The sequence below is a fragment of the Nitrospirota bacterium genome (genome assembly GCA_016178585.1).
Lineage (GTDB): Bacteria > Nitrospirota > Nitrospiria > JACQBW01 > JACQBW01 > JACOTA01.
In genome coordinates this window covers 42,661-59,207 of record JACOTA010000067.1, presented here as the reverse complement: position 1 = coordinate 59,207, position 16,547 = coordinate 42,661, and the positions used below count along the sequence as shown (strand labels likewise).

Annotated in this window: 16 protein-coding genes; all 16 read left to right on the top strand. The window is 45.2% G+C overall.

Going from position 1 to position 16,547, the window contains the following annotated elements; all coding sequences use genetic code 11:
- The first annotated feature begins 329 nt into the window (after positions 1–329).
- The 16 genes from HYR79_10810 (at position 330) to HYR79_10735 (ending at position 16,415) form a co-directional block, all read left to right on the top strand.
- Positions 330–557: a helix-turn-helix domain-containing protein gene (locus HYR79_10810; protein ID MBI1822187.1), complete on the top strand. Its 228-nt coding sequence runs from the start codon at positions 330–332 to the stop codon at positions 555–557.
- Positions 558–1,083: 526 nt separating this feature from the next.
- On the top strand, positions 1,084–2,229 hold the full coding sequence (locus tag HYR79_10805) for a porin (protein MBI1822186.1): 1,146 nt from the start codon (positions 1,084–1,086) through the stop codon (positions 2,227–2,229).
- A 28-nt stretch (positions 2,230–2,257) separates the two neighbouring features.
- Positions 2,258–3,631, top strand: coding sequence for an ammonium transporter (locus HYR79_10800; GenBank protein MBI1822185.1), 1,374 nt, complete (start codon positions 2,258–2,260; stop codon positions 3,629–3,631).
- Between the two features lie 154 nt (positions 3,632–3,785).
- Complete coding sequence (locus HYR79_10795) at positions 3,786–4,124, top strand: P-II family nitrogen regulator (GenBank protein ID MBI1822184.1); 339 nt, start codon at positions 3,786–3,788, stop codon at positions 4,122–4,124.
- A 176-nt stretch (positions 4,125–4,300) separates the two neighbouring features.
- Positions 4,301–6,982 carry a [protein-PII] uridylyltransferase gene (gene glnD, locus HYR79_10790; protein MBI1822183.1) on the top strand — a complete coding sequence of 894 codons (2,682 nt, stop codon included), beginning with the start codon at positions 4,301–4,303 and terminating at the stop codon, positions 6,980–6,982.
- 146 nt (positions 6,983–7,128) lie between these two features.
- Positions 7,129–8,631, top strand: coding sequence for a conjugal transfer protein TraF (traF, locus tag HYR79_10785; GenBank protein MBI1822182.1), 1,503 nt, complete (start codon positions 7,129–7,131; stop codon positions 8,629–8,631).
- Between the two features lie 96 nt (positions 8,632–8,727).
- Positions 8,728–8,961: an AtpZ/AtpI family protein gene (locus tag HYR79_10780; GenBank protein MBI1822181.1), complete on the top strand. Its 234-nt coding sequence runs from the start codon at positions 8,728–8,730 to the stop codon at positions 8,959–8,961.
- A 9-nt stretch (positions 8,962–8,970) separates the two neighbouring features.
- Positions 8,971–9,702, top strand: coding sequence for a F0F1 ATP synthase subunit A (locus HYR79_10775; protein ID MBI1822180.1), 732 nt, complete (start codon positions 8,971–8,973; stop codon positions 9,700–9,702).
- 163 nt (positions 9,703–9,865) lie between these two features.
- Positions 9,866–10,096 (top strand): ATP synthase F0 subunit C, encoded by a 231-nt coding sequence (gene atpE / locus HYR79_10770; GenBank protein MBI1822179.1) that lies wholly within the window; start codon positions 9,866–9,868, stop codon positions 10,094–10,096.
- Positions 10,097–10,200: 104 nt separating this feature from the next.
- Entirely contained in the window at positions 10,201–10,713 is a 513-nt protein-coding gene (gene atpF, locus HYR79_10765; GenBank protein MBI1822178.1) for a F0F1 ATP synthase subunit B, read from the top strand.
- Positions 10,714–10,976: 263 nt separating this feature from the next.
- Positions 10,977–12,014, top strand: coding sequence for a glycosyltransferase family 2 protein (locus HYR79_10760; protein MBI1822177.1), 1,038 nt, complete (start codon positions 10,977–10,979; stop codon positions 12,012–12,014).
- A 98-nt stretch (positions 12,015–12,112) separates the two neighbouring features.
- The gene (locus HYR79_10755; GenBank protein MBI1822176.1) at positions 12,113–13,270 is read left to right on the top strand and encodes a glycosyltransferase family 4 protein; all 1,158 of its coding nucleotides are present in this window, start codon (positions 12,113–12,115) and stop codon (positions 13,268–13,270) included.
- An 80-nt stretch (positions 13,271–13,350) separates the two neighbouring features.
- On the top strand, positions 13,351–14,313 hold the full coding sequence (locus HYR79_10750; GenBank protein ID MBI1822175.1) for a GDP-mannose 4,6-dehydratase: 963 nt from the start codon (positions 13,351–13,353) through the stop codon (positions 14,311–14,313).
- Positions 14,314–14,500: 187 nt separating this feature from the next.
- Positions 14,501–14,848 carry a P-II family nitrogen regulator gene (locus HYR79_10745; GenBank protein MBI1822174.1) on the top strand — a complete coding sequence of 116 codons (348 nt, stop codon included), beginning with the start codon at positions 14,501–14,503 and terminating at the stop codon, positions 14,846–14,848.
- A complete protein-coding gene (locus tag HYR79_10740) occupies positions 14,845–15,162 on the top strand; it encodes a P-II family nitrogen regulator (protein ID MBI1822173.1) in 318 nt (105 codons plus the stop codon). The genes HYR79_10745 and HYR79_10740 overlap by 4 nt, the downstream gene beginning before the upstream one ends.
- Positions 15,159–16,415, top strand: a complete 1,257-nt coding sequence (locus HYR79_10735; protein MBI1822172.1) for a NarK/NasA family nitrate transporter — start codon at positions 15,159–15,161, stop codon at positions 16,413–16,415. The genes HYR79_10740 and HYR79_10735 overlap by 4 nt, the downstream gene beginning before the upstream one ends.
- The last annotated feature ends 132 nt before the right edge of the window (positions 16,416–16,547 follow it).

Sequence of the window (16,547 nt, the reverse complement as noted above, 5' to 3'; positions counted from 1 at the left end):
AAACTTTGCCCGCATCAGAAGCTACCTATCCACAGCTCGTAAAAACGGCTGGAACCTCTTGCAATCCATTACCCAGTCCCTGACAGGTCAACCGTACTTGCCTGAAATGCTTTTTCCTCCCTGACACTCCTGAGTAGTTACCATTTTAGTAGGATTTCCCTCCATAAAATAACATTTTTGTAGTGAACCTGTCTTTAAATTTTTTTCATTTATTTTTGAAAATAAAAAAATTTTTATAAATCAATCAGATAGAAGTAAGGCAGAATTCGGTATAACTATTGCTCTATGATATTACTATTTTTCTTGGAATCATAAGATAAGGAGTAAAAATGGAATATCTTCCGACAATTTCATTTAAGAAAGCCATTGAGGCCTTAGAAAAAGAGCTCATTACCGAAGCCATGAAGGCCAATAAAGGGATCATCGCAAAGGCCGCGAGACAACTGAATCTTACAGAAAGAGTCTTATCTTATAAAATTAAAAAGTATCAAATGAATGTTGATGAAGTCGTAAAAAGTCGTCATTCCCGTGCAAGCGGGAATCTGGGGAGAACATAATTACTTGAAAAAACTGGATTTCCGTGACGGATTGTGGAATGGTCGCAGTAAGACCGCTTGCACGGGAATGATAGAAAACCGTTTTTTCGGTCTAACTACGACCATTCCAAAGTCCGTCTCGGTCTAAGTGCGACCATTCCAAAGTCCGTCTCGGTCTAAGTGCGACCATTCCAAAGTCCGTCTCGGTCTAAGTGCGACCATTCCAAAGTCCGTCACAGGCTTTTGACGAGACCATCAATGTTAATACAAATTTGTAGGATCCTACAAAAATGGGTAAGTTGTTAAAATATTGTTTAAAATCAAATAGTTATAAAATAAAAATTTTTTAATTTGTTTTAAAACTCGACAAAACTGTCGTAAAAAAGGAGGTGAAAAAATAAGTTTAATTAACAATATCTTTTAAAACAATGGGTTATGCATATTGTTCCTATTTGGCATTAAGGTTGCAAAATCATTATATAAATTATAGAATCCGGAGGTCAAAGACCAGGTTATCTATTTTAAAATTTAAAAAAAAGGAGAAATTATGTTTAAAAAATTTAATATGAGTTTAGCAGCAGCCTTTTTTACTTTAATCGGACTTGGATCAGTCCAGGTCAGTTATGCAGAAGACGCAAAAGCGCCAAAATGGTACGACACGGTCAATGTGAGCGGTTTTGTGGATGGCTACTACAGCTACAATATGAACGGTCCTCAAAGCCATAAAAACGCGTTTCATAACTTTGATTTTGTTTCCAATGATTTCAATGTCAGTCTGGTGGAATTAAATATTGTTAAACCAGTGGATGAAACAAACAGAGCCGGATTCTATATCGGCCTGGCTTTTGGCGAGGCGGCTGATGCCGTGGCCTGCGCTGGAACAATTCCCTGTCCTGCAACAAATCTTGAGTCCACCTATAAAAACTTCCGTCAGGCATATGCCAGCATGCTCTTAATGCCTGGATTGCAGTTGGATTTTGGAAAATTTGTGACCCAGCATGGGTCCGAAGTGATTGAAAGCAAAGATAACTGGAACTATACCCGTTCCATTCTCTTTGCCTGGGCTATTCCTTATTATCATACCGGAGCAAGGCTGACTTATACCCTCAATGATCAATTGACCCTCATGGGCGATGTCGTCAATGGCTGGAACAGTACGGTTGAAACCAATAACGGCAAAACCTACGGTATTCAGGCGATGGTCACGCCGGTCAAGTCGCTTCCGATTATCATAAATTATATGACCGGCCCTGAGATTATCGCTGGAACCGTAAGCGATACAAAATCTCTTTTGGACGTGGTTGTGACCTACAATGTGACCGATTCCATCTCGTTGATGGCCAATTATGATGATGGCATCCAAAAACAGGGACTTGGGGTTGGTGCGGGAGATGCTAAATGGTCAGGATATGCTCTTTATGGTAAATACGCCATCACCCCTTCTATGGCAATCGTGGCTCGAGTTGAGCAATTAGACGATAAAGATGGTTTTGCGACAGCCACCAATCTCGGTACCGGTGGTCAAAAATTAAAAGAAGGGACCCTGACCCTTGAGCATTCCGCTCCGGGTGGATGTTTGGTTCGTTTAGATTTACGTCAAGATAAGTCAGATCAAGATGTCTTTACGAAGGAAGATGGTACACCAACAAGCACTCAAAACACGGTGACTTTAGGCGTGGTTCACACCTTCTAAATGATTGAAAAAATAAGGAGATTATCGAATGAAACTTAAATATACCATGATCATGTTGATGCTGTTGCTAGGAATGGTCAGCATCGCTTTTGCCCAGGTCGAAACGCCTCCGACTACGGCTCCGGCAGCAGCGGCTCCCGCGGTACCACCAGCAGCGGCTCCTGCCCCGCCGGCTAAAATCGATTCCGGAGATACGGCGTGGGTACTGACCTCTTCTGCGCTGGTTTTATTGATGACGGCCCCGGGTTTAGCATTATTTTACGGGGGCATGGTACGAAAAAAGAACGTTTTGGCGACCATCATGCAGAGCTTTATTATTCTTTGCATCATCAGTATTCAATGGGTTCTCTGGGGATATAGCCTCGCCTTTGGACCCGACAAAGGAGGTTTGATCGGAAGTCTTGCCTGGTTTGGTTTAAGCGGAGTTGGCTATGATCCCAATCCCGATTATGCGGCGACGATTCCGCATCAGGCCTTTATGATCTTCCAGGCGATGTTTGCCGTGATCACCCCGGCGTTGATTACGGGGGCTTTTGCGGAAAGAATGAAATTTAGCGCTTTTATTCTGTTTACGCTATTATGGGCAACCTTTATTTATGATCCGATTGCCCATTGGGTTTGGGGAGTCGGAGGGTGGCTCCATAATTTAGGCGCGCTTGATTTCGCCGGCGGTACTGTCGTTCATATCAGTTCCGGAGTTGCCGGTTTAGCGTGTGCGCTCTATCTTGGAAAGCGAAAAGGATATGGAACTGAAGCAATGGCGCCTCATAACCTTCCATTAACCGTTTTGGGCGCGGCGCTCCTCTGGTTTGGCTGGTTTGGTTTTAATGCCGGAAGCGCCCTTTCTGCTGGAACGTTGGCCACCGTCGCTTTTGTGGTGACCAATACCGCGACTGCGGCCGCCGCACTTGCATGGATGGTAACAGAATGGCTCCATCGCGGGAAACCGACTGTCTTAGGCGCCGCTTCCGGTGCGGTGGCGGGACTTGTTGCCATTACCCCTGCATCAGGATTTGTCACCGTTTTATCTTCGATTCTCGTGGGAGTCGGAGCCGGGGTGTTCTGTTACCTCGCATCGGTTGTCATTAAAAATAAGTTTGGGTATGATGACTCACTGGATGCTTTTGGTGTCCATGGAATTGGTGGAACCTGGGGCGCTCTGGCAACGGGTCTTTTCGCCACGAAGTTAGTCAATTCGGCTGGTGGAGATGGACTTTTCTATGGAAATTCTCATCAGGTCGTGGTCCAACTGACTGCGATCGTTGCAAGCTGGGTGTTTTCATTTGTTGGAACTTTAATTATACTTAAAGTGGTTGATTCCATCATCGGTTTGAGGGTAACTTCTGAAGATGAGCAGAACGGGTTGGATCTAAGTCAGCACAATGAACGCGGCTATAATTAAAGGTTTCTGAAAAAGTTCACTTGCTGTGTTCTCGCCCTTCGGGCTCCTCAACGTACCTGTTTCGTACGCCTCGGTCGCCCTCAGGGCTGCGGCCTTGCACCTGAATCTTTTTGAGAAGCCTCAAAAAGTGTAATACATACGGAGGATATTTATCATGAAAAAAATTGAAGCCATTATTAAGCCTTTTAAACTGGACGAGGTGAAAGATTCTCTTAACGACATCGGGGTCAAGGGGATGACCGTTACCGAGGTCAAAGGGTTTGGCCGGCAGAAGGGCCACACGGAGACCTATCGGGGGGCGGAATACACGGTTGATTTTGTCCCAAAAGTCAAGATCGAAATCGTGGTCAATGATGATTTAGCCCAGCGGGCCATCGAGGCAATTACCAACGCCGCAAAAACCGGAACCATCGGCGACGGGAAAATCTTCGTCACATCATTAAGCGAAGCGATTCGGATTCGTACAGGCGAAAAAGGAGAAAACGCTTTATAAAGAATAGAGCGGGATGAATCCCTCTCTGCTCGCGCTCCGAAGTTTACCACCTGTTTTTACATGCTTGTGGAAGGGTAAACGAACTTCGAAGAGGTCGCTGTTCGGGACACACCCCGCTCTATTTTTGGGTCTATTTTTATATTCTTACCGATTCTTTTTTATGTTAGATTATCTGTATGAGTTCCTCCTTATCTCTTAAAGAAATTCTCGACCGCTCTTCTGACCGGCAGACGCGGATTCAAATCCTTAAAAACTATCTCCAGCGCCGAAGGCGTGACCTCTATGATCTCCATAAAAAGGGAGCCTCCGGCCGTCATATTGTCCGTGAATTGACGACCCTGACCGACGAAATTCTGACAGGACTTTATCGTAAAGCCGTTATTCAGTATGAGATATCGTCTCCCGGCTACATTCAAGAAGGAATCTGTCTGGTTGCCGTGGGAGGTTACGGGAGGAGAGAACTCAATCCGTTTTCTGATATGGATATTATGTTCCTTTATCAGCCTGAATGTAAAGAAGCGGTCGAAGAGATTTCGAAAGAGATGCTTTATCTTCTTTGGGACCTGGAGTTTACCATCGGCCATAGCGTCAGGACGATCGAAGATTCGATTCATATCGGTTTCCATGATTTAACAGCCAGAACCGCTCTTATGGAATCAAGGCTCCTGGCAGGAAGTGAAACCTTATTTCAGGAGTTTCAACGTCTTTATTATCAAAAAGTGGTAGAACGGGATAAAAAAAGATATGTCAACGAACTCCTTCAGCAGATCAAAAAAGAACGCCAGAAATTCGGCTCGACCGTTTATATCCTGGAACCGAATATCAAAAGAAGCGAAGGCGGGTTAAGGGATATCCATTATTTGCAATGGGCTGCATTTACCTGTTACGGGACCTATTCTCTGGTTGAACTCCATAAACAGGGACTCCTGACCGCCTACGAATATAATGCTTTAACCGAGGCGCAAAATTTCCTCTGGATTGTCCGGAATGAAATGCATTTTAATGCCGGTAAAAGCTCCGATATCCTGACCTTCCGGGAGCAAAAAAGACTTTCGGAGTTTTTTAAATTTCAGGATCAGCCCCATTTATTAGGGGTCGAACAGTTTATGCAGCAATATTATAAACATTCGACGGCCATTCACCAGATTTTTTCCCAATTTATCCGGAGGGCTATCCCTCGTTCGTTCGTTAGAAAAATATGGGATAAACTCCTGGCCAGAAAAATTTCTCCCTGTTTTATAGCGACTCCCCGCGAAGTATCGGTCGACGAAAAAAAGAGAAAGTTGTTTTTAAGTTCAGGAGAATATGTTTTAAAACTCTTTCTGATTTCCCAGGCCCGCGGGCTCCCAATTTCAGAAGGGGCGCTCGACCTTTTGAGACGGAGTGTGGAATTTCGTGACGCCGCGTTTTTCGCCTCTCCTGAAAGCAAAAAGATATTTATGGAATTTTTGAGCCGGCCGGGGTGCATTGCGCCTCTTCTAAGGAAGATGCGCCAAACCCGCGTACTGGATACCTTTATTTCTGATTTTGGCCATGTGAACCGGCTAATGCAATATAACCAGTATCACAAATATACGGTGGATGAGCACTTGATCAAGTGTATCGAGGAAGCAGAAGCGTTAAGCGAAGAGACAGGGGTGCTGGCGCAGATTTATCGCGAAATCAAACGGAAGGATTTACTCCATCTTGCGCTTCTGATGCATGACATTGGTAAAGGTAGAGGAGGGGACCATACCCAATGGGGGATTGAAATTTCAAAAAGGGTTAACCAGTCTCTTGGCCTTCCCAGGGAAGAAGGGGATGTAATTATTTTCCTTGTTCAAAATCATCTCTTAATGTCTCATCTGGCCTTCCGCCGCGATTTAGGCGATGAAAAGGTGCTTCTTCAGTTCGCCCGTTTGGTCGGACAACCTGAAATGTTGAAAATGCTCTGCCTTTTAACCTACGCCGATATCAAGGGTGTGGGGCCTGATGCCTGGACGGATTGGAAACGAAGTTTATTGATCGAACTTTATCAAAAAACCATCGAAGCGCTCACGGGAGCAAAAACCGAAGCTTCGGAAAAGGCCAGAGAAGAAAACATCTTTAAATTTCTTGAAAAAGAACTGCAAAAAAATTATTCCCCGGAAGAAATACGAGAGATTTTTAATTCTCTTCCGCGGCGGATCTTGTTTGCCATGGAGCCTTCTAAACTTTTGACCTATCTTTTGCGTGCTAGCGCGCTCAAATCTGACCCTGTTTTGGCCGATGTCTGCCGAAATAAAGAAAAAGGGTTGGCGGAATTGACGGTCTATACCCTGGATGCCATTACACCGGGCATTTTTTCAAAAATTTCAGGCTGTCTTGCGGCCAACGGACTGGAAATTGCCGGCGCTCAGGTTCATACGACCCTGAAAGGGATTGTGGTGGATTCCTTTCAGGTTTACGACGTGGATTCCGAAGATATTCACTTTGAAGAACGGTGGGCAAAAGTCAAGAAAAATATCCAGGAGGTGTTGAAGGGCGAACAAACCGTGGAAGCTTTGTTTCAAAACCAGATGCGGTCCGGCCGGGGCGTTAAAGAGCATTTACAGACGATCCCCCCTCTTGTGGAGATCGATAACGATACATCAGATGAATGTACGATTATTGATATTTTCGCCTCGGACAGGCAGGGACTCCTTTATGTGATGACGAAAGCCATTTTTGATCTGGGATTATCCGTCTATTCCGCTAAAATCGCGACACGCCTCGACCAGATCGTCGACGTTTTTTACGTAAAGGATCAAAATGAGGGAAAGGTTACTCAGCCAGAGCGTCTTCGCGAAATTAAAGAGAAGCTTCTCGATGTCATTGATGCCTATTGTCCGCCTTCCTGATTAAATCATCAAAAATCAGTTCAAAAATCAGTTCTTGATCGGGAAAAGTTTTTCTAATATGATCACGAGGTTTAGAGGTGCTGGCGGTCCTTTTAAAAGAGATGCCCGCTAAAACAATAACCGTTTGAATTCAGGAGGCCCAGGGTATGCGAATCCGAGCGAACTTATTCATGATCTTTTACATCCTGTTATTTTGCGGACAAGGAGCGGAGGTGGAGGCCCGGGAATGGGAAATTTTAGGTCCCCGGGCATTGGGAATGGGGGGAGCCAGTGTGGCGGTAGCCGATGATGCCACAGCCAACTATTGGAACCCGGCGGCGTATGGTTTTTTTAAAAACGCTTCAGGGGGGGATTATGGAAAACGGAAATGGAGTCTTTTAATTCCCGACGCAGGTGTGGGAACAGAAGTTCATGAAGGATTGGGAGAAGAGATTAATAAGATATCAAAGTATGATTTCAAGGTCCTTTCCTCGCCGCCGTTAACTCCTGCCCAGGTGAAGGACTTTATCGGATTAATCAATGAACTAAAAGTATTTAATGACAACCCAAACCGTTCAGCCGAAGTATTGGCCCATGCAGGTATTGGGGGCGAGGTCGGGCATTTTGGGATCGGCCTGAATGTTTTTAGCGATCTATCGGCAGTCCCCCAAATTGACTTAATCAACATATCTCCTTCTTCAACAGGATCAACGTTTACGATTGATGATTTTACTAATCCAACGAATTATGGATGTCCGGCTCCTTGCAACACTCCGTCGGGGACTTTGTCGGGCGCGCAGAGAACCGAACTCAACGCATCCTTAACCAGTTTAGGATGGAACGCGACTCAGACGAATAACTTTATCTACGCGATGGATTACGGGTTAACCCAGGCGGGTGTCACGGCAACGTCTGAGACTATCACCCAAATCGAAACGACTGCCTCTGTAGCGACTGCCACGGCCAATAGCGGCGGCACTTTTTCAAATAACACCTCGAGGCTCCTTATCAAAGGCCTGGCAGTGGCGGAAGTTCCTTTTACCTACGGTCGTGCCATTACCGAGGATTTTGCCGTCGGGGGGAATTTAAAATATATGAGAGGGAGAGCCTACCATGCGGCTCCCCGGGTGTTTAACAACAAATTAGGAGATGCCCTAAACGGTAACGATTATGTTGAAAGCAGTACAGTCGGTATTGATTTAGGCCTGCTTTATCGTTTTGGAGATAAGCTGAGAGCGGGACTTACGGCGAGAAATATTAACTCCCCTTCCTTTGCCTTAAAACCGCTTCCCGAGGATGGGACAGATTCCATTGCCGAACAGATGCAGGTCAGAGCCGGGCTTCTTTACAAGCCCTTAAGTTTCTTAAGGCTTGCCGCGGATATCGACCTGACACGAAACAATACCAATATCACTGGAAATTACAAATCCCAGAATGTTGGCGGGGGTTTGGAGCTCAGCCTGTTTAAATTCTTGCTTCTTCGGGGAGGGGCCTATACCAATCTGGCGCAAAGTGATATCGGGCTGGTTTATACGGCAGGGTTAGGGATCAACCTCTGGCTGTTACAACTGGATATTGGAGCGGCTATGGCCAAAAATACCACCCAAATTGATACTCAGAGTGTTCCTGTCGAAAGTAAAGTCGATTTCTCTCTCTCCATGCTCTTCTAATCAGATTTTCACATACACTTTTTCTTGACTTCGACCCGCTTTTTTGGTTAACTTACCTGATTTTCATTTGCCAAAAAAAACGTATAGGTTTCAACGATGGGGAAAGAAGACAAAGAAGACGATGACGCCTTCTATCAAGGTCTTTCCTATGCAACCCGTATCGGTGTCGACCTGGTGGTGGCGACTTTAATCGGAACGGGAATCGGATATTTTGCGGACCAGTATTTTAATTCCTCTCCCTGGTTATTGATTTTAGGGGTTTTGGTCGGATCGGCCGCCGGTTTTTTGAATATTTTTCGGTTTGTTCAGTCCCAGAACGATAAAAAATAGGAAATTACTTTGGAGCACAACCCGTTAGAACATTTTCAACTCTACAATCTTCTCAATCTCCATCTGTTTGGAATAGACGTCTCGATTAACAAAGCGGTCATCATGATGTGGATGGTTTGCGCGGCGGTTATTCTGTTTTTTCTCGTGGCAGGGAGAAAGGTGCGTTTAGTGCCTTCCAGGATGCAAAGCCTCGCTGAAATGGCAATGGATTTTCTTAAAAATATGGTCCTGGAAAATATGGGTGAAAAAGGTCTAATCTTTATTCCTTTTATAGCGACCCTTTTCTTTTTTATTCTGTTTTCAAATTTACTCGGTTTAATCCCGGGTCTTTATACGGTTACCAGTCAATTGATCGTGACGGCCGCCTTTGCCGTGACGGTTTACTTGCTCAGCCTGATGACGGGTTTTATTTATCACGGGCTGGGTTTTTTAAAGATTTTAGTGCCGCCCGGGACACCTGGATGGTTGTTGCCTCTGATGATTCCGATTGAAATTGTCAGCCAGCTGGCCCGTCCCATTTCACTTGCTGTTCGTTTATTTGCCAATATGACTGCCGGGCATACCGTTTTGGGTGTTTTACTGGGCATGGCGATTTCTTTAGGTTTTCTAATTGGATGGCTTCCGTTTGCTTTTTCCATCGGAATTAACCTGCTGGAAGTGGGTATCGCCTTTATTCAGGCCTATATCTTTGTGATTTTGACAACGGTTTATCTAGGTGACGCCATTAAGATGCACCATTAAAATCCCTGAAAAAGGTCATTTGCGGCGTTCTCGTCCCTGCGGTTTTCGACCCACTTCAAAAGATTTAATGTGGGAAGTCCCCGGAGGGGGCAACTGAGCCTTTTTGAGCAGTTTTGTCTATGAAATGTATTTTAACGTTTAATTTTAAGAAGGAGAGAAAAGTATGGATTCATCGTCAGCCGCTTTAATTGGTATGGGTATTGCCGCAGCAGGGTTTGCAGGTTCCGGTATTGGAATTGGCTATATTTTCGGAAAAATGATTGAATCGGTGGCAAGACAACCCCAGGCCGAAGCCAAAATCGGAAAATATATGTGGATTGGTTTTGCCCTCGTTGAAGCAATCGCACTTTATGGCCTGGTCATCGCGTTTATCATCATGGGCTTAAGAAAGTAGGAATTAAAAAAGCGGAGCAACCGGCTTTGCCGGTGCGTAGCGCGGGGTTCGGGGGCATTGAGCGTATTTTGCGAAGGTCCCTGAATATAAATGGAAGGAAATGTATGCCTCAGTTTGACACCCAATTTTTAACACCGCTTCTTTTCTGGTCGATTGTCTCATTTGGCCTATTGCTCTTTATTCTCTATAAGTACGCTTTTCCGCCTCTTTTAGAAGTTCTCGATGCCAGGGAGAAAAAGATTAAAGAAAGCCTTGAGCATGCGGAGCGTCTACAACAAGAAGCCAGGGCTCTAATGAGCGAATATGAAACCAGGATAAAAAACGCCAGGCAGGAAACGGAAGCGATTCTCGAAAAAGCCAAGGCCCGGAGCCAGCAGATCCTGGAAGAAAGTGAAAAAAAAACCCGCCAGGAATCGGAGAGAATGATTGCTTCTACGCGCCAGGAAATTGAGCGTGAGAAAATAAAACTGATGAAAGAAGTTCGCCAATTTACGGGCGATTTGGTTGTTTCCGCTACCGAAAAATTGCTCCAGAGGACCTTAAATAAAACCGACCATCAGCGGTTAATTGAGGAATCGATCGAATTAGCCGCTCAAAGCTATAAAAGCCCTGATTGATAAAGACGCTTTTCAATTTAAAAACTATTTTATTTTAAGTGCCATGGGAGTGATTTCATGGCATTTTTTTATACTCTTCACCCAGGAACAGAAATAGGATTGGCAATTCCTTGTTTTGCCTGTCATCGCGAGCACCCGTAGGGTGCGTGGCGATCTTTGTTCAAGATGGCAAGATTGCTTCGCTTCGCTCGCAATGACAACTTTCTATCTCTGTTTTACACTCTTCAATTGCAAGGAGCGCTCGATTTTCATATAGTGATACCATGGGCCAATTTCCTTTAGTCTCAATCATCGTCGTGAATTGGAATGGATTAGACACGATTGAAAAATGCATTGAATCCCTTTTAGCCCAATCCTATCCAAAATGTGAAATTGTCGTGGTTGATAATCATTCCGAAGACGGCTCACGAGAAAAAATTAATGCGCTTTATGGAAAGAAGGCTGTAATTATTTTAAATGAGCAGAATGAAGGATTTGCCGGAGGGAATAATCAGGGAATTAAAGCTTCAAAGGGAGCGTATATTGCCTTGCTTAACAATGACGCCTGGGCCGATCAGGATTGGATATTTTCACTCGTCAAAACGGCATTGAAAGATTCCAGGATTGGAATGTGCGCCTCCAAAATCTATTTGGCCGGAGGAAATAATTTGATCGACAATACCGGCCACTTGATTTACCCCGATGGCTTAAGCTGGGGCCGTGGACGACTTGAGAAAGATGACGGTCAATTCAACAAAGAAGAAGAGGTCATTTTCCCAAGCGGTTGCGCGGCTCTTTATAAAAAAGAGATGCTCGACGAAATCGGGCTTTTTGATCAACGTTTTTTTGCTTATTGTGAAGATACCGATTTGGGGCTTCGCGGACGGCTTTTTGGCTGGAGAGCCGTGTATTCCCCCCGGGCGGTTGTCTATCATCATTTTTCGGGTTCAACCTCTCGCGCCTCGAAAATGAAGGCTTTCCTGGTCGAACGGAACAGGGGCTGGGTTGTGGTCAAGAATTTTCCGTTTATTGACCTGATGAAGAGCCCCTGGTTTACGTTAAAACGTTTATCATGCCAAACCTGCGGGGCCGTAACCGGGCAGGGCCTCGCCGGAGAATATCTCCGGCAAAACTCATTTTTTTCGGGCCTCGTTATTCTTTTAAAGGCCTGGTTTTATATGGTTCTGGGTGTTCCCGGGATGTTAAAGGATAGAAAAGACCTTTTCAAAAAGAAGAAAGTCTCATCAAAAGAAATCGGTGTTTTATTGGAAAAATATCGCGTGTCAGCCAGAGTCATCGCCTTTGGAAAAACACGTGATTAATAAGCGAAGCAACTGGCTTAGCCAGTGCGGAGCGCGGGGTTCGGGGGCATCGGAGGTTTTCACGAAGTGAAACCGCACGGGCCCCTGAATATATATCGATGAAAATTGCACATCTGGTTTCGACCTTTCCTCCGTACCACGGGGGAATTGGAAACATCGCGTACCATTATGCCAGAGAACTGGCTCTTCTGGGCCATGAGATTGAGGTGTTTACACCTAATTATGATGAGGGAGCCAGGGCGCTGGATCGGGAAAACAGGTTTAAGGTCCATCGGCTGGGACCCTGGCTAAAATATGGGAATGCCGCGCTGGTACCCCAACTTCTCTGGAAACTTTCCTCTTTTGACATTGTTCATCTTCATTATCCATTTTTCGGAGGAGCTGAATGGACTCTTTTTCTTCCGTGGATTTTCGTCAAACCTCCCAGAATCATTTTAAGTTATCACATGGATGTTATCGGAGACGGGGTCATTAAGTTATTTTTTAAAGGGTACGCAAAGACAGTTTTACCTGTATTAATTAACCAATCTTCCGCTATTTTGTCCGCCACCCAGGATTATTCGGACAGCAGTGCGATCTCCCGTTACATGACTCGAAAACCTGTAAAGGTTATTCCCTACGGCGTTTCTAATTTATTCCAGCCTAAAGAGAGAAATGAAAAGTTAGCAGGCCGTTTAAACCTTTCCTCCAGCGATTCGGTGATTTTATTCGTGGGAGGATTGGACCGGGCTCATTATTTTAAAGGGGTGAACCTCCTCATCGAAGCCGTTGCGAAATTAAAACGCCCGGGGATTAAGCTTCTGATCGTCGGAAATGGCGACCTGATCCCCGTTTATCGGGATCAGGTTAGAAAAAGGGAGATGCAGAATCAGGTCGCATTTATTACAGGGGTGACCGATCAGGAATTGCCCGATTACTATAACCTGGCTGATATGACCATTCTCCCCTCCATCAATCGTTCTGAAGCTTTTGGCCTTGTGCTGTTGGAAGCGATGGCCTGTGGAAAACCGGTTATTGGTTCTTCCCTCCCGGGTGTTAGAGCCGTGATTGAAGATCGTAAGAATGGTCTTCTCTTTCAGCCTGGTGATTCTGAAGACCTGAAGGAAAAAATCCAATTTATTTTGGATCATCGGGAAACGGGTGAGCGGTACGGTCTTTCTGGTTTTAAAAAGGTTGAAGAACATTTTCGATGGACCCCGATTGTGGGTCAGGTGGAAAAAGCTTATCAGGAGGTTATTGCGAAGCAGCCGGCTTAGCCGGTGCGTAGCACGGGGTTCGGGGGCATTGAGCTCAGTTTGCGAAGGCCCCTGAATAGAACGACGGGGAGCGTTGGTCAATGAAAAAAGCCTTGATTACAGGAATGAGCGGATTCGTCGGGAGCCACCTTGCTGAATACCTCCTTTCAACCGGGCGAGAGGTATCAGGAACCTATATTGAGGCGGATCATCTAAATCATCTTTCGGCAATCCGCGAAAGGGTCAATCTATTCCCTTGCATGATTCAAAACGAAAAAGAAGTTTTTCAAATTATCCAAACCGTTTTGCCGGATGAAATTTATCATCTGGCGGGAATGGCTTTTGTGGTGGATGCCTGGCAAGACCCCAGAATGGCGTTTGAAATAAATGCCATCGGGACGATGAATCTTTTCGAAGCGGTGATTAAAAACCGCCTGAATCCCTGGATTCTTTCGGTGCTTTCTGCGGATGTTTATGGAATCGTCAATGAAGAGGAGATGCCGTTGAAAGAAGAACAGGCGCTTCGTCCGATTCATCCCTATGGGTTAAGTAAAGCGGCCGCGGACTTAATCGGCTACCATTATTTTTATGCCTACAACCTTCCCATCATCCGGGTGCGTCCATTTAATCATATTGGGCCGCGTCAGAGTCCGAAGTTTGTCTGTTCTGATTTTGCCTGGCAAATCGCAAGAATTGAACATGGGCTTCATGAACCTTTTATTGAAATAGGAAATTTAGAAGCCGAAAGGGATTTTACCGACGTTCGGGATATGGTACGGGCCTACGGGATGCTCATCGAAAAGGGAAAAGCCGGAGAGGTATACCATGTCGCGTCAGAAAAGGCCGTTTCCGTTGGTTTTATTTTAGAGACCCTCTTGGGGATGTCTCAGGTTCCGATCGAGATTCGGATCAACCCGACCAAATTAAGAAGGTCCGATACGCCGATTCAAATAGGGGATTGTTCCAGGTTAAAGGGAGCCACAGGATGGACTCCATCGATCCCTCTCAAACAGACCCTGGAAGATATTTTAAATTACTGGAGAAAAGAGTTCTCCCTCGATTAAAAAACCACTTTCTAATAAAACAAAAATGTCATGTTCTCCACGCATTCCAACATTTTTGAATGTCATAATGTCTCTCGTTTAAACCAATTTATAAAAAATATCTTTTAAATCAATAGGTTAAACTGATTTAATTTTATGGCATAGCGTTTGCATTATTCTTTCAACGTATATGAAAGAAATCATTGCATTGATCAGACCGTCCAAAGCTTTTGCAACCAAGCAAAATCTTCAATCCGAAGGGTTTCCTGCTTATACCGTTTTTCGCGTGTTGGGGAGGAGCCGGCAGAGAGGTCTTCGATATGCGCCGAGGGCGTTCTTTTTTTGGAGAGGAAAGAAAGACAAAATCGAAATCCAGTTTGTTCCTAAAATATACCTTTCTTTAATTGTTGCCGACCGGGATGTCCCTTTGGTCATTCAAAGTTTGATCCGATCAAATCAGAGTGGAAAACCGGGGGACGGCAAAATATTTGTCCTTCCTGTCGAAGAGGCAATTCAAATTAGAAATGGATTAGAAGGAGAAGTATGCCTCCAATGAAAATGATTAAAGCCATTATTCGCCCGGAAAAAGAAGCGGAAGTTTTGCGGCAATTGGAATCTGAAGGAATTTATGGAATGACGAAAGTGGATGTCTTAGGGCGTGGGAAACAACGGGGGGTTCAGGTGGGGGACACCATCTATGAAGAGTTATCCAAACTCATGCTCATGATTGTTGTGGAAGATCAAGAATGCGAAAAAGCAATCAATGCTATTTCCAAAGCCGCATTTACAGGGAATTACGGCGATGGGAAAATTTTCGTATCATCGATAGAGGAAGTCTTTACCATCCGGACGGGAGAGATCCAAAAATGACACTCATTAAAGCGATCAAACAGGGACATCCCGGCTCTTTATTTTCTGCCTTTCTTTATTTTGATATCAGTTTTATGGTCTGGGTGTTATTAGGCCCGCTTGCTTTGTATGTGACTCAGGATCTTGCCTTAACGTCGACACAAAAAGGACTCATGGTGGCTTTCCCGCTTCTTGGCGGGGCAATGCTCAGGCTTCCGGCGGGATTTTTAACCGATTACCTGGGTCCAAAAAGAACGGGAGTCATAGGGTTGCTTCTCACCACGATTCCTCTCTTATGGGGGTGGTTGTTTGCAGGCTCTTTTTCACAAGTTCTGGCGATGGGTCTTTTATTAGGAGTGGCAGGGGCAAGTTTTGCCGTTGCCCTTCCTCTGGCCAGCCGCTGGTATCCTCCTGAATCTCAAGGGATGGCCCTGGGAATTGCAGGCGCAGGGAACAGCGGAACAGTGTTTACCGCATTGGCGGCTCCGCGGTTAGCCGGTCTCTGGGGATGGCATGCCGTTTTTGGTCTGGCTTTAGTCCCTGTCTTGATGACTTTGGCGGCTTTTTTATTTTTTGCTAAAGACAGTCCTCATCAACCTGAACCGAAACAGTTCCGGTCGTATTTGCAGATTCTCAAAACTTCGGATTGCTGGTGGTTTAATTTCTTCTATGCCGTGACTTTTGGAGGGTTCGTCGGGCTGGCGAGTTATTTGCCGATTTTTTTTCATGACCAGTATCAATTAAGCAAAATCATGGCGGGAAATCTCATGGCGCTTTGTGTGTTTGCCGGCTCGTTTTGCCGTCCTATCGGAGGATATATTTCTGATCGGTTTGGAGGGGTGAAAGTTCTTTCGGTATTGTTTATGACCGTGACGGTTTTAATGGCAGGCATTGGAATGCTCCCTTCCTTGAAATGGGCAATTTTCTTTCTATTTTTTACGTTACTTTGTTTGGGAATGGGAAATGGATCGGTTTTCCAAATTATTCCTCAACGGTTTAAAGCAGAAATAGGAATGATTACCGGAATTGTCGGAGCGGCAGGAGGGATGGGAGGATTTTTCCTTCCCACCCTTTTTGGTTTTCTAAAAGATATGACCGGCTCTTTTGGAAACGGCTTTTTTGTTTTCGGCGCGGTGCTTTTTTCGGGTTTTCTGAGTCTGGTCTTGATTTATCAAAGATCCTGGAAAAGAAGAAAATGGCTGATCGGGGCCAGTCGTTCACAGGGACTGACTGCATCAGGACGGGTATCCATGGACGTGGTCTGGGGCGGATAACTGATCCGTCGATAAGGGGCTATTTGCTGCGTTGTCACTTCACCCTCGCATCCTCACGTACTAACTCTGTACGCTCCGGTGCGAGGTCTCGTTCCGCCTTGCAACTAACCCCTTCTCAACGGCTAGGTTGCT